Genomic DNA, 13399 nt, shown 5'->3' with positions numbered 1-13399 from the left:
TCCAGGCTCAGGCGCCGACCTTGCTCAGGAGCACGATCGGTCCAGTCGGTTGTGGCATGCCGCCGGTTGGCTCGACGGTGACGGCGATGGCGTCGGGGGCTCCGTTGATCAGGAGTGCGGGGTCTATGTGGGCGAGACTCGCGGCCGCCTCTGCGTCGTCGGCGAGCAATCCGGCGGAGATCTTCTCGTCTCCGCGGATCAGCCACAGCTGGTAGGCCTTCCCGGCCTGCGGAGCGAGGGCGCTCGAGAGCAGCATGGCCTCGCCTTTCGGAGCGTTCATCAGTGCGCTCGCGCGATAGGGAACGTCGCCCTGTGCGGCGAGTTGGATCAGCAGCGTTTCGGGGGCGCCCATCAGACGAAGCGCACGGTCTCGCTCGTCGAGGGACACCATGGCGCTCTTGAGGTCGTCGAGGCAGGTCTGCCACTGACCGCCGGTGTTGCGAAGGCGGACTTCGAACTCGCCGCGCGTCGCCGCGCCCCGTTCTTCCGCGGAGATTCGTGCGCGGTCTGTGATCGCGAGACGCTGCTCGAGGCCGGCGATCCGGTTCTGATCGCTTCGCCGCGTGTTCATCAAGGCGAGCCCCGCGACGGTTGCGGCGATCGCCAATCCCCAGGCCAGGCCCTCGCGGAGACCGAGCCCCGGCCGTTCGCCCTGTCGCGTGACTCTGCCCGAGCGTTCACGGTTCGAGCCTTTGCTCCTGCTGGAAGGACGCTCCGTCGCGGCCCCTTCGACGCCTTTGGTGGGGAGCTCGAGCTTACTCTCGATTGCCGTCCAAACGTGCTCACCGGCGTTGCCGGGAGGGAGGGCGGCGCCGATCAGCGCGGTGGTCTCGTAGGCCTGGCGAAGCTCATTCTCGCAGCCGTCGTGTGGGCCGGTCTCGGCCAGATGGGCGTCGCAGGCGTTACGCTCTTGCTCGGTCAACGCGTCGAGCGCGAAGGCCGCGACGTTCTCTTTGAACTCGGCGCACTTCACGAGACTTCTCCGATGATCGATGGCCCGAGCAGGGCCGCGAGCTTGCCGATCCCGAGGCGCACGCGAGTCTTCACGGTGCTGAGCGGGTCGCCCAACTCGTGAGCGATCTCGGCTTGGGACAGTCCCCGAAAGTAGGCGAGCTCGAGGGCGCGACGTTGTTCGGTCGGAAGTTCTGCGAGGGCACCGGCCACGCGCTCGCGCAACTCGGTGTGCTCGGCCGCTTCGCTCGGCGACGGCGCATTCGGGGGTTGGGCGCGGGCCGAAGCGACGGTGCGATCGGCCGCGCCGCGGGCGCGCAGCCGGTCGATGGCTCGGGAGCGCGCGATCGTGACGATCCACGCCATCGCCCCACCGCGCCGAGCATCGAAGCGCTTCGCTTGTCGCCAGACCTGCAGGAATGTCTCCTGGACCACGTCTTGGGCTTCTCCCCGATTCACCAGGACGCCATGAGCGACGGTGAACGCACGACCGCTGCAGCGCTCGTAGAGGTAGCGGAGCGCTTGTGGGTCGCCGCCGGCCACTTGGGCAACCAGCGCGCTGTCATCGGACTTGGGAGCCGTCTCGGACAAGTTGGAACGGACCTCTCTCAGAATCGAAAGGGTGTTCTATCCCGGCTCGGACCGGAAACGCCACACCCGCGCACGGCTGCTCGTACTTTCCGTGCGCGGCCCATCCGAGATCGGATCTCCCTGGGTGGCTCAGCTCGGCGCGCGGACGAGCTTCCCGGGCAGTGTTCCTGTGGCCTCTCCGCCTTCGAAGGTCACCTGCCCGCCCACGACGGTCGCGGTGTAGCCCTCGACCCGTTGGATGAGGCGGCGCCCGGAGGCCGGAAGATCGAACACCATCTCCGGCGCGTGCAGATGCAGTGCGTCGAGATCGATGATGTTCACGTCGGCCTTCTTCCCCGGGACGAGCGTGCCTCGGTCGTTCAGGCCGTAGACCGCAGCGGTGTTGCCGGTCTGGAGACGAACCGCCTGTTCGAGCGGGATCCGCTCGCCGCGCTTCCGGTCGCGTACCCAGTGGGTGAGCAGGAACGTCGGCATGCTGGCATCGCAGATCAGCCCACAGTGGGCTCCGCCGTCCGAGAGGCCGATCACGCTCCGGGGGTGCATCATCATCTCGCGCAGCGCCTCGAAGTCGCAGTCGACGTAGTTGAGGAGCGGGGCGAAAAGGAGCTGTTTGCCGTCGCGCTCGAGCATCCAGTCGAGGATCACCTCTTCGGGCTGCTTGCCTTCGCGTTCCGCGACCGCTGCAACGCTGGCCTCGGCCGGTGGCTCGTAGTTCGGCGGATCACCGAGCGGGAAGATCTGCGCCCAGTTGGAGAGGAGTCCCAGTGCGACGGGATCCTGGATCATCGTCTTCTCGGAGAGGAGCTTCGCGCGGACGTCCGGACTGCGCAGCTTCTGCACCCGCTCTTCGAGCGGCAGGCTGCCGAGTTTGATGAAGGTCGGGTGCGCGATCAGCGGATGAAACGAACTCTGGAGCCCATAGAGCATTCCCGTAGGACGACAGGGGACCTGGGGGACGATGTGCTCGCCGACGGATTCCATCTGCGCGGCGCGCTCGAGCGTGTCTCGGTACGCGGTGGGATTGGCCGGGTTCTGTGCCAGGGCGAACGTGATCGGGCGTCCGGTCTCGCGGCAGAACTTCCGGATCCACTCTTCGTCGGCACCGCCTCCGAGGGAGTCCGCGACCATCTCGAACACGCCGTGGCCGGCCTTGCCGAGGGCTTGGCCCAGAGCGAGTAACTCTTCTGGTTTCGAGTACGTGCCTGGAACGAGGCCGTGAACCGAGCGATGCAGGATCGTCCTCGAGGTCGTGAACCCGAACGCTCCCGCGCGTAGCGCCTCGAGTGTGAGGTCTGCCATCTCGGCGATCTCGGCTTCGGTCACTTCGAGATCGTGCGCGCGCTCGCCGAGCACGTACGCCCGGATGGAGCAGTGCGGCACCTGCGTCGCCACGTCGAGAACGCGCGGCATCTTCTCGAGCGCATCGAGGTATTCGGGGAACGACTCCCATTGCCAGTCGATGCCCTCGTGCAGCGCGGTTCCGGGGATGTCCTCGACGCCTTCCATCAACTCGATCAGGAAGTCTTGCTGCCCCGGTCGCACCGGCGCGAAACCGACGCCACAGTTGCCCATCACGACGGTCGTGACGCCGTGCCAGCTCGACGGCGTCATCATCGGATCCCAGGTAACCTGACCGTCGTAGTGCGTGTGGATGTCGACCCAGCCTGGCGCGACGACCTGGCCATGCGCGTCGAGCTCACGCCTCCCCTTGCCGGAGACCTCGCCGACTTCAGTCAGCGTGCCGTCGTCGATGGCGATGTCCCCGGAGAATCGTTCGCGGCCGGTGCCGTCGACGATGGTGCCGTTGCGGATGATCAGGTCGTGCATTGTGAGCCTCCTGTGAGGCTCGAAACTTAGCAGATCGCGCCCGGGTAAGCCGAGGGCGAACGGGTCATCTGGTCGGAACCGGGGGCGCTACGGTGCGGAGGCTTCCGGTGCAGTCGATGCGTCGTTCGTGGACACTCCGAGGTCTTCTCCGATCTGGTGAAACCAGCGAATCGTCGCGAGTTCATCCTCGAGGATCGCGGCGAGCAGTGCACAGGTTTCGAGGTCATCCTCGATCTGACCGAGGACCTCGCGGATCGGCGCAACGGCCGCCTCGGCGTCCGGGATTTGCTTCAAGAAGTCCGAGACCTTGTCGGCATCCGAGACGTCTTGGGAGCCGAGGCGCGCGCGGGCTTGCTCGCGGAAGCTCTCTGGCAGGTTTGCTCTCGGTTGGGCGCCGAGTTCGTTCAGACGAGCGGCCAGGACGCGGCCGTGCATCGCTTCGCGTTCGCAGACGGCACGCAGGCCACCGCGCACCGCCGGGTCCTTCGCGACTTCGGTCCAGAGCGAGAAGATCACGCCGCCGAAGGCCTCCCCGGCGCGAAACTCGTCCACGAAACTGATGACCATGTCGCGCTCGCTCGAGTACGTCTTGTCACGAACGCGGTACGTGCGGGCGGGTGGCGGGGGCGGTTCAGGAGCGGCGCTCGGGCTAGTCCCGAGCTGGATTTCGCGCATCTGGTCTTCGAAGATTTCGTCGGAGATAAGGCCCTTCCGATACGCCTTCAGAAGTTGGCGAAGCTCAAATTGCTTGTCGGTATCGGGCATCGGGGACCTCCCTGTGTGGCCGTCGTGTCCCCGATCAGGCGGGGACGGCCTCTTCGTCGAACGTGAGCACGACTTCGTCGTCCTTGACGTCGGCCGTCACCTTACCGCCATTGCGGAGCTTGCCGAAGAGGATTTCTTCGGCGAGTGGCTTCTTGATCTCCTTCTCGATCAGTCGTGCCATCGGGCGGGCTCCGAAAAGCCGGTCGAAGCCCTTCTCCGCGAGGTGCGCTCGCGCAGCGGCGGTGAGCTCGAGAGTGACGCCCTTCTCTTCCAGCTGCGCGCGAACCTCTACCAGATTCTTGTCGACGACTTTCGCGATCGCTTCGGGCTCGAGCATGTCGAAGATGACGATCTGATCGAGGCGGTTTCGGAACTCGGGAGAGAACGTCCGGTCGATCGCAGCCTTCGCGTTGCTCGCCGACTCCTTCCCGGTGAAACCGATAGCGTTCGCGTTGATCTCGCGGGCGCCGGCGTTCGTCGTGAGGATCAACACCACGTTGCGGAAGTCGGCTTTGACGCCGTTGTTGTCCGTGAGCGTGGCGTGGTCCATGACCTGGAGCAGAACGTTGAACAGGTCTGGATGGGCCTTCTCGATCTCGTCGAGGACGATGACCGCGTAGGGGTTCTTCCGCACGCCATCGGTGAGAAGACCGCCCTGATCGAAGCCGACGTATCCCGGCGGTGCGCCAATGAGCCGGGAGACGGTGTGCTTCTCCATGTATTCGCTCATGTCGAAGCGAATCAGCTCGACGCCGAGGGTCTTCGCGAGCTGGCGCGCCAGCTCGGTCTTTCCGACGCCGGTCGGCCCGGCGAACAGGAAGGAGCCGATCGGGCGCTCGTCATGGCCGAGGCCCGAGCGCTGCATCTTGATCACCGATGAGAGCTGGTCGATCGCGTGGTCTTGGCCGAAGATGACCTTTTTCAACTCGGGATCGAGTTGCTCGAGCTGCTCGCGGTCGCGCGTGGAGACGTTCTTCTCCGGGATCCGCGCGATGCGGGCGACCATGGATTCGATCTGCGCCGTGTCGACCTTCTTCGTGCGCTTGTCATCCGCGAGGATGCGGTCGGCGGCGCCGGCTTCGTCGATCACGTCGATCGCCTTGTCGGGCAGGTGGCGATCGTTGATGTGCTTCGCGGCGAGCTCGGAGGCCGCTTCGAGCGCGCCGTCGGTGTATTTCACGTCGTGATGCTCTTCGTAGCTCGGACGAAGGCCCTTCAGAATCTCGACCGTCTCTTCGATCGAGGGCTCGCGGATGTCGACCTTCTGGAAGCGTCGCTCGAGTGCGCGGTCACGACCGAAGCTTGCCTTGTATTCGCCGTACGTGGTGGCGCCGATGCAGCGAAGCTCGCCGCTCGCGAGCGCGGGCTTCAGCAGATTGGATGCGTCGATGGTGCCACCGCTTGTGGCGCCCGCACCTACGATTGTGTGGATCTCGTCGATGAAGAGGATCGCGCCCTCTTTCTCTTCGAGAGCCTTGATGACGGCCTTGATTCGCTCCTCGAATTGGCCGCGGAACTTCGTTCCGGCAATCAAGGCACCCATGTCGAGGGCGTAGATCGTCGCGTCGGTAAGCGAGCGGGGGACCGTTCCGTCGCTGATCCGTCGCGCCAGGCCCTCGACGATCGCGGTCTTTCCGACGCCGGGTTCGCCGACGAAGATCGGATTGTTCTTGCGGCGCCGAGCGAGGATGTGGACCGTTCGCTCGAGCTCTTCTTCTCGTCCAATGAGCGGATCGATGAGCCCGGCGGTCGCCTTCGCGCGCAGGTCCGTCGTGTAATTTTCGAGGGGGTCCCGGACTGGTGCCTCTTCGTCGTCTCCCAGGGAGAGCTCCTCGGCAGGGCCGGAGAGGGCGTCGTCGGACTTCTCCGCATTCACGCCACCGACGCCGTCGGGTTCGGCTCCATGGGACACCCAGCGCAGAACTTCGAGCCGGGTCAGCCCTTGCTGCTCGAGAACGTACAGCGCGTGACAGCTCGGTTCGCGGAAGAACGCGACGAGGACGGCGGGGCCGTCGATCTCGCTGCGCTCGGCGTTGAGGGCGTGCACGGCGGCGCGCTGCAGGACGCGCTGAATGCCGGGCGTCTCCTGCGGCGTGTAGTCGATTGTCGGAGGAACGGTTTCGAGGCTCTCGGCGAGGAAGCTGTCGAGGTCTTTGCGGACCTCGTCGACGTCGACTTCGAGGCTCGCGAACATCTGCGTGACCTGCGGATTGTCGAGCAGCGCCATCAGAAGGTGCTCGAGCGTCAGGTACTCGTGGCGTCTCTTGCGCGCGTCCTCGATGGCCTGCCGGAGCGAGGTCTGCAGTTCGGTCGTGATCGAAGGAGGTGTCATTCCTCCGGCTCCATCGTCGTCAGAAGTGGGAACTCGTGTTTCTCGGCCAACTCGGTGACTCGACGCACCTTGGCTTCGGCGACGTCGTGCGGGTAGATCCCCGCAACGCCGACTCCGTTGTTGTGCACGTGCATCATGATTTGAACGGCCTCGGTATCGCCTCGGTGAAAGACGATCTCCAGGACCCACACGACGAACTCTCGCGTCGTGTAGTCATCGTTATGTAGGAGGACCTTGTAGAGCTGCGGGCGCTGGACCTTCTTCTCGGTCTTTGGCCGAGTGACGACAGCAGTATCGTCGCCTTTTTCGGGACTCGCCATGGAACGCGTTAAAAGCCTAACCGTCCCCCACGATTGCTGCTAGGGGCGATCTGCCGATCAGAGGTCACCTTTTTCGACCATGTGTTCCGCCGCTAGGACGGCACCCTTTGCGGCGCCCATTTTGGTGTTGTGGGACACCAGGACGTAGCGAAGGCCTTGCTCGTCGAGACGGATCCGGCCGACCGAGGTGGTCATGCCGCCGCCGGCGTTCCGGTCGAGGCGGGGCTGTGGGCGGTACGGGTCGTCGTGGACCTGGATCAAGCGCTCCGGTGCGGAGGGCAAGCCGCGTGCGCAGAACTCGCGCCCGTACTCCTCGAACGCCGCGCGCACCGCGTCAGGCGATGCCTCTTTCTCGAGCTCGACGTGAACGGCCTCGGTGTGGCCCTCGAGAACGTTCGCCCGGGTGCACGTGGCGCTGACGGGGACGTCGTTCGGGACGAACGCACCATCGGTGACCGACCCCAGGATCTTGCCGGTCTCCTTGGCGACCTTCTCCTCTTCGCCAGAGATGTACGGCACAATGTTGTCGAGCACGTCCATTGCGGGAACGCCTGGCGTCCGGCCGGCGCCGGAGAGACCCTGCATCGATGTCATGAAGACGCGGCGTAGGCCGAATGCGTCGCTGAGGGGCTTCAGAGTCACGACCAGGCCGACGGTGGTGCAGTTTGGCAGAGGAACGACGAAGCCCTTCCAGTCTCGATTGCGACGCTGCGCGTCGACGATGTCGAGGTGGTCGAGGTTCACACCGGGGACGATGATGGGAACGTCGGGTTCATAGCGAAACGCGGATGCCGTCGAGAACACGGGACGATGGCGCGCGAGGCGTGGTTCCAGCTGTTTGGCGGCGTCGCTTTCGATCGCTGTGAAGATGATGTCGACGCTTTCCGGATCGAGGTCAGCCGCGTCCTGGACCGTGAGACGGAGGACGTCGTCGTCGGCAGGCTGATCGCAGTACCAGCGGCTGGCGCCGCTCGGCTCGCGCAGTGCGTCCGCGAGGCTCTTGCCGGCGGACCGCGGGGAGGCGGCAACGGCCGTTATCTTGAACCAGGGGTGTCCGCGCAGGGCCTCGACGAATTGCTGCCCGGCCACGCCGGTGGCGCCGATCACTGCGACGTTGAACTCTCGATCTACCGCCAATTGCTTCTCCTTGGGGGCGTGGAGTCGCCCGATGCTCGACAGATGCTCGGTTTCGGCCTGCGCATTGTCAACGCCCGAGCGCGTCGTCGTCTCCACGTCCATCGACTTGCAAGGCGCTCGGAGACGGGGTGGATTGGCGCATGCCCAATTCCCGTGCTCGGCCCAAGTGTGGCGTGTTCCTCCCGCTGGTGGATCTGTCCTGGGAGGAACTCCTCGCCCGAGTCCGTCTGGTGGAGGGTCACGGCTTCGAATCGTGCTGGGTCGATGATCACTTCTGGTTCCCCGGCGCGCCCGACCGCGCCCATCTGGAGGTCTGGACGGCGCTTACCGCACTTGCCATGGCGACTGAGCGGATCGAGCTGGGCCCGCTCGTGATGTGCCATTCGTATCGGCAGCCCGGGTTGATTGCGAAAATGGCCGCCAGTCTGGCCGAGGTTTCGGGCGCTCGGCTGACCCTCGGGCTCGGTGCTGGCTACATGGACGACGAGTACCGCGCCTACGGCTACGCGGTGCCCTCTGGGCGGGAGCGCCTGGAGCGGCTCGAGGAGACGCTCGAGATCCTGCGGCGCCTGTGGACCGATGAGCGGGCCACCTTCGAGGGGAAACATCACTCGATCCGCGACGCGCCGCTGGTGCCGAAGCCGGAGCGGCTTCCCGTCCTCCTGGGCGGCGCGGGGGAACGGTTTCTGCCTCTGGTCGCCCGGTACGCTGATGTCTGGAACTGCCCCAACCCGGCCTGGCGCGATCTGGGGACGAAACGGGATCAGCTCGTGGCGGAGTGTGAGCGGATCGGCCGTGACCCGTCGGCGATCGAGGTTTCCGAACAGGTCGTGGTGGTCCTCGGGAGAGGCGACGAGCAGATTCGTCGGGAGACCGATCGCGCCCGCGCCGCCCTGGGCGGCTTTGCGCGGTTCGATGGCGACGTCCACGTGGGTTCACCGGAGCAGGTCGCGGAGGGTCTGCGGGCACGCCAGGCAATCGGCGTCGAGACCTTCATCGTGATGTTCGGGGATTGGGGAGGTCCAGAGCAGATCGATCTGTTCGGAAGCGACGTTCTGCCGCTTCTGACATAGATCCCGGGCCCAGTGTTGTCGGATGGCACGAGGACGCGTCACCCTCGCACCATGGCGCTCAAGCACGTCGTTCTCGCCGTCGCGTCGGAAATGCGCGCGCATGGGTATGCAATTCACTCTCGGCTCGGTGAGGCCCTCCCGGTGGCACGCCCGTGCGACAGTGCGAGGATCTACGGAATTCTCGCGGTTCTCGAGCGCGCGGGCTGGCTCGGTGTGTCGCACGAAGAGGCGGCTCGCGGTCGGATGCGAAAGGTCTACTGGCCGACGGCGCTCGGCCTTCGCTCGCTGAGGCAGTGGCTCCATCACCCACGGCCCGGTGGAGGGCTTCTTCGACGGAGCTTGTGCCTCCATCTCGCGTTCACGGTGGATCGCGCACGTCGGAACGGCAAACGAATCGAGCTGCGGCCGTGGCGACGGGCCCTCGAGCGCAAGGCGCGCCGCCGCGATCTTCTGCTCCGCTCGCCGGGCGGTGAGGGCACCCTGGCGCGGCTTCTGCGGCTTCGCGAACTCGGCCATGTGGAGGCGGAGTTGCGGGTCCTGCGGGGCGTCGTCGAGGACGGAGCCCCAGGCGAGATCAGGTCTGTGCGGCGCCCTCGGGCTCCGTCGTCAGCATCTCGATGAACTTCTCGGCTGCGGGCGAGAAGTGGCGGCCTTCCTTGTGAATGATGCCGAGCTGACGAGCGAACGGCTCATCGGTGAACGGCACCGCAACCAGCGACTTGTTGCGCACTTCCGGTCGAACGGCCGGCTCCGGTGCGATCGAGATGCCCGTTCCGACCTCGACGATGCGCTTGATGACTTCGATGTTGTCGACCTCGGCCACGTAGTGGACGCGGATGTTGTGCTTCTGCAGTGCGCGCTCGATCGCCTTGTGGGTCGGAATGTCCTTCTCGAAGCCGACGAAGTTCTGCCCATCGAGCTTGCGGATCGAAACGGACCGATGCTTCGCTAGCGCGTGCGACGGATTGCAGATCATCACGAGCCGATCCTCGCGGAACGGAATCAGCTTCACCTGCGGGCGCTTGCTCGGGTAGGCGATGACGCCGACGTCCAGAGTGCCGGCGAGGACGTCCTCGTAGATCTGGTTGGACTTCTTGTACTCGAGCCGGACGTTCACGTTCGGATACGCTTTGACGTACCGCTTCAGCTCTTCGGAGAACTCGTAGAGCCCCACCGAGTGAACGGTGGCCACGCGCACGGTCCCGGCCACGATGTTGGCGAAGGCCTGAAGTCGCCCTTCGAGATCGTGGTACCGCGAGACGATGTCCTTGCTGATCTCGTAGAAGATCTCGCCCGCCGGGGTCGGCCGGACGCGGCGCTTTGCCCGCTCGACGAGCTTTCGGCCGTAGCGCGTCTCCAGGGTACGGATCTGCTGGCTGACGGCCGACTGGGTGACGAAGTTTTGTGCTGCCGCCACCGAAAAACTGCCGGTGTCGACCAGGTCGCAGAAGACCTTCAGGGTTTCGATGTGCATGGCTAATAGTTTGGCGAGCTCAATGGGTAGGCTAATACGTGAGTCGCCCTAATCATCCGAGAGCTAGCCATTAGCGTTAGCACGCTTTAGTCGGCCCGCAACGCGTGATTCTGAGGTTAGGTGCGGCCTGGCTCTCCAGGGGCGTTGGGCACACTGCGCAGTGGCAAACGAGGGGGAGAGGGGGGTTGGGCCCCGCCGGCGGGAGGGGGGAGACCGGCAGGGCCCAGGGGGTGTCTTGGGGGACGACAGAGGTCATCGCAGGGCTCGTGCCAGGCCTGCAGCGCCCGAAAACGCTCAACTTTTCGTGGAGTCGGCCGGACACCGGGCGGGACTGTGCCAGGCGGCGCGCCACGAATGGCACACAAGGCACACTGGTGTGCCACGGCCGACTCAGTTGTAAGTCGCCCGGGCAGTGTGGGCAGTGCGGGCGTCGGCTGGACGCTGCATCAGCGAGTCTACCCGTAGACCCGGGTAGATTCCGTACGTGGGGCCTCCGGTCGGAACCGGGGCTGCTCCACTACGGCTGCAATTCTTTGCGGCGGCCCATGGGCCACCGGTGGGTACGACTCAGGACGGGAGGGGTCGTCGTGCTTTGCTGACGACGACGACTTCTTGTCCGTTCACGTGCACCCGACGACCGCCCTTGTTGAAGGACGGGACCTGCGGGAGCGCGAAGAGTTGTTCGCGTGAGACGGCCATCGCGTCCATCTCGCGGCCACGGTTCTCACGCCACTCTCTCAGATCCTTCTCCAGACTGCTCTCCATGGGACACCTCCTGCCACCACCACACAACACCCACGTCCGACCCCATCGGTCGGGCGTCCTGGGAGATCACGCCGAAACCTACTTTCAGGTATGCGCTATCCAGCAAAGGTTTCAAGTGATCGGGCCCTGGCCGGGTTGCGAAGTTTTCGCAGGGCCTTGGCTTCGATCTGCCGGATACGCTCGCGGGTAACCGCGAACCGCTGTCCGACTTCCTCCAGAGTGAAGTCGGATCGCTCGCCGATCCCGAAGCGCATGCGTAGGATTTGCTCCTCGCGCGGCGTCAGGGTCGCAAGCACTTTGCGGGTTTGTTCCTCGAGGCTGATCGCCATCGCGGCGTCCGCGGGGGACACGCTTTGGCGATCCTCGACGAAGTCGCCGAGTGCGCTTTCTTCGTCGTCGCCGATCGGCGTTTCGAGAGAGACCGGCTCCTTCACGATCTTCAAGACCTTGCGGACCTTGTCGACCGGCATTTCCATCTGCGTTGCGATTTCGTCGGGCGTCGGCTCACGGCCGAGCTGCTGGACGAGGTACCTCGAGGTCCGGAGCACCTTGTTGATCGTCTCGATCATGTGCACCGGGATGCGGATCGTGCGGGCCTGGTCGGCGATGGCGCGCGAGACCGACTGCCGGATCCACCAGGTGGCGTACGTCGAGAACTTGTAGCCGCGCTGGTACTCGAACTTCTCGACCGCGCGCATCAGTCCGATGTTGCCTTCCTGGATGAGGTCCAGGAAGCCGAGACCGCGGTTCGTGTATCGCTTGGCGATCGAGACGACGAGCCGGAGGTTCGCCTCGATGAGAGCGCGTTTGCCCTCGGAAGCCTTCCACTCTCCGCGGCGCAGGCGGTCCACCGCCTGGCGCAGCGCCTCGGTCGACATGCCGACCTCGCGCTCGACGAGCTGTGCGTGCTGCTTGCCCTCGCGGACATTGGCGGCCAGGTCGATGACGTCGTCGGCCGAGATCCGCAGGGAACGACTGACGGCCGTGGCGCTCGAGCGATCGGTGGTCTTCACCTTTCGCAGGAGTTTCTGGAGATCCTCTTCGCTCTTGCCGGTGCGGCGTCGCACGTTCCGCATCAGGTCGCGCGGGCGTTCTACGAGCCCCACGGCTTCCTTCAGCTTGTCCGCGACGGCCTCGATGTGCTTGCGATTCAGCGGCATCGCGTAGAGCGCTGCCTTGATCTTCTCGCCGAGGGCGTCCTGCTTCTTGTCGAGCTTGGCGGTGTCGGCGGGCGTCTTGCGCCCGCGGCCGGCGAGCTCGAGGCGGCTGCGCTCGGTTCCCAGCTTCTTCAGTCCGGGGAGATGCTTCAGGAACGCATCAATGCGCTTCTGGTCGCGATCGTCGGGCTCGCCTGAAGCCTCGTCGCTGTCGTCCTTCTTTTCGGCGGCGTCGTCGTCTCCGAACGCTTCGTTCGGGTTGAGCTCGCCGTCCTTGAGCTTCTGGGCCAGCACCACGACGTACTGCAGTGCGAGGGGAATCGAGAATATGGTCTCTTTGACCTCGTTCTCGCCCGACTCGATCTTCTTAGCGATCGTGACTTCTTCTTCGCGCGACAGCAGAGGAACGCCGCCCATTTCCTGCAGGTACATGCGCACCGGGTCGGAGGTGTCGGCCGTCGTCCCGGTCGTGGCGGTCGCGGCCTTCGTGGTGCGCTTGGCCGGAGTCGTCGCTTCGGGAGTCTCAGGCTCTTCGGCCGTCCACTCGGTGGTCTCTTCTTTGTCGTCGGCCGCGAAGTCGACACCGCCCTCGGCGTCGGTGCTCTCGACGACCTCGATGTCCATCTCTCCGAGCATCGACATCACGCCGTCGATCTCGTCGGGCGACGCGAGCTGCTTCGGCAGCCCTTCGCTGAGCTCATTGGACGTGAGGAACCCGCGTTCCTTGCCCAGATCGATCAGCTTCTTGAGCTTTGGATCGTCTCGCTTGTCGACGGAGACGAGCGCGACCTGACCTGAGGCTTTCGAAGAAGTCTTCTTCTTCTTCTTCGAGGCGTCGTCTTTCCCGGTTTTGCTCGCTACCTTGGCAGATGTGCGCGTCGACGCACTTGCCTTCTTCGGCGCGGCTTTTCGCGCGCTACTCTTCTTCGCGGCGGCAGAAGACTTAGTCTTCGCTTTCAAAGGCGCCTTCTTGGCGGCGGCCTTCTTCTTCGCCGGTCGGGCGGGGG

Annotated in this window: 12 protein-coding genes; 2 read left to right on the top strand and 10 right to left on the bottom strand. The window is 65.1% G+C overall.

Annotation, left to right across the window (positions count from 1 at the left end):
* Positions 1-7: 7 nt before the first annotated feature.
* The 7 genes from P8R42_25850 to asd form a co-directional block, all read right to left on the bottom strand.
* Positions 8-973 carry an anti-sigma factor gene (locus P8R42_25850; GenBank protein ID MDG2308018.1) on the bottom strand — a complete coding sequence of 322 codons (966 nt, stop codon included), beginning with the start codon at positions 971-973 and terminating at the stop codon, positions 8-10.
* The gene (locus tag P8R42_25845; protein MDG2308017.1) at positions 970-1542 is read right to left on the bottom strand and encodes a sigma-70 family RNA polymerase sigma factor; all 573 of its coding nucleotides are present in this window, start codon (positions 1540-1542) and stop codon (positions 970-972) included. Before P8R42_25845 ends, P8R42_25850 begins: the two co-directional genes overlap by 4 nt.
* A gap of 129 nt (positions 1543-1671) precedes the next feature.
* Positions 1672-3369 carry an amidohydrolase family protein gene (locus tag P8R42_25840; protein ID MDG2308016.1) on the bottom strand — a complete coding sequence of 566 codons (1698 nt, stop codon included), beginning with the start codon at positions 3367-3369 and terminating at the stop codon, positions 1672-1674.
* An 87-nt stretch (positions 3370-3456) separates the two neighbouring features.
* Positions 3457-4134, bottom strand: coding sequence for a hypothetical protein (locus tag P8R42_25835; protein ID MDG2308015.1), 678 nt, complete (start codon positions 4132-4134; stop codon positions 3457-3459).
* Positions 4135-4168: 34 nt separating this feature from the next.
* Positions 4169-6466: an ATP-dependent Clp protease ATP-binding subunit ClpA gene (gene clpA / locus P8R42_25830; GenBank protein ID MDG2308014.1), complete on the bottom strand. Its 2298-nt coding sequence runs from the start codon at positions 6464-6466 to the stop codon at positions 4169-4171.
* Positions 6463-6786 (bottom strand): ATP-dependent Clp protease adaptor ClpS, encoded by a 324-nt coding sequence (locus P8R42_25825; protein MDG2308013.1) that lies wholly within the window; start codon positions 6784-6786, stop codon positions 6463-6465. Before P8R42_25825 ends, clpA begins: the two co-directional genes overlap by 4 nt.
* Positions 6787-6843: 57 nt before the next feature.
* Positions 6844-7923 carry an aspartate-semialdehyde dehydrogenase gene (asd, locus tag P8R42_25820; GenBank protein MDG2308012.1) on the bottom strand — a complete coding sequence of 360 codons (1080 nt, stop codon included), beginning with the start codon at positions 7921-7923 and terminating at the stop codon, positions 6844-6846.
* Between the two features lie 140 nt (positions 7924-8063).
* Here asd and P8R42_25815 point away from each other — a divergent pair, with 140 nt between their 5' ends.
* On the top strand, positions 8064-8996 hold the full coding sequence (locus P8R42_25815; GenBank protein MDG2308011.1) for an LLM class flavin-dependent oxidoreductase: 933 nt from the start codon (positions 8064-8066) through the stop codon (positions 8994-8996).
* Positions 8997-9047: 51 nt separating this feature from the next.
* Positions 9048-9617, top strand: a complete 570-nt coding sequence (locus P8R42_25810) for a PadR family transcriptional regulator (GenBank protein MDG2308010.1) — start codon at positions 9048-9050, stop codon at positions 9615-9617.
* Here P8R42_25810 and P8R42_25805 read toward each other — a convergent pair.
* The 3 genes from P8R42_25805 to rpoD form a co-directional block, all read right to left on the bottom strand.
* Positions 9571-10470 carry a LysR family transcriptional regulator gene (locus tag P8R42_25805; GenBank protein ID MDG2308009.1) on the bottom strand — a complete coding sequence of 300 codons (900 nt, stop codon included), beginning with the start codon at positions 10468-10470 and terminating at the stop codon, positions 9571-9573. The two genes, P8R42_25810 and P8R42_25805, sit on opposite strands and share 47 nt — an antisense overlap.
* Before the next feature lie 567 nt (positions 10471-11037).
* On the bottom strand, positions 11038-11235 hold the full coding sequence (locus P8R42_25800; protein ID MDG2308008.1) for a hypothetical protein: 198 nt from the start codon (positions 11233-11235) through the stop codon (positions 11038-11040).
* 95 nt (positions 11236-11330) lie between these two features.
* Positions 11331-13352 (bottom strand): RNA polymerase sigma factor RpoD, encoded by a 2022-nt coding sequence (gene rpoD, locus P8R42_25795; protein ID MDG2308007.1) that lies wholly within the window; start codon positions 13350-13352, stop codon positions 11331-11333.
* Positions 13353-13399 lie beyond the last annotated feature (47 nt).

The organism is Candidatus Binatia bacterium, from assembly GCA_029243485.1.
In the GTDB taxonomy this organism is placed as follows: Bacteria; Desulfobacterota; Binatia; order UBA12015; family UBA12015; genus VGTG01.
This window is presented reverse-complemented; position numbering and strand designations above follow the sequence as displayed.

Bases quoted from the DNA above. Each gene is read 5' to 3' on its own strand.
- P8R42_25840 (MDG2308016.1), bottom strand. From the start codon at position 3,369: ATGCACGACCTGATCATCCGCAACGGCACCATCGTCGACGGCACCGGC.
- P8R42_25835 (MDG2308015.1), bottom strand. From the start codon at position 4,134: ATGCCCGATACCGACAAGCAATTTGAGCTTCGCCAACTTCTGAAGGCG.
- clpA (MDG2308014.1), bottom strand. From the start codon at position 6,466: ATGACACCTCCTTCGATCACGACCGAACTGCAGACCTCGCTCCGGCAG.
- P8R42_25825 (MDG2308013.1), bottom strand. From the start codon at position 6,786: ATGGCGAGTCCCGAAAAAGGCGACGATACTGCTGTCGTCACTCGGCCA.
- P8R42_25815 (MDG2308011.1), top strand. From the start codon at position 8,064: ATGCCCAATTCCCGTGCTCGGCCCAAGTGTGGCGTGTTCCTCCCGCTG.
- P8R42_25810 (MDG2308010.1), top strand. From the start codon at position 9,048: ATGGCGCTCAAGCACGTCGTTCTCGCCGTCGCGTCGGAAATGCGCGCG.
- P8R42_25805 (MDG2308009.1), bottom strand. From the start codon at position 10,470: ATGCACATCGAAACCCTGAAGGTCTTCTGCGACCTGGTCGACACCGGC.
- P8R42_25800 (MDG2308008.1), bottom strand. From the start codon at position 11,235: ATGGAGAGCAGTCTGGAGAAGGATCTGAGAGAGTGGCGTGAGAACCGT.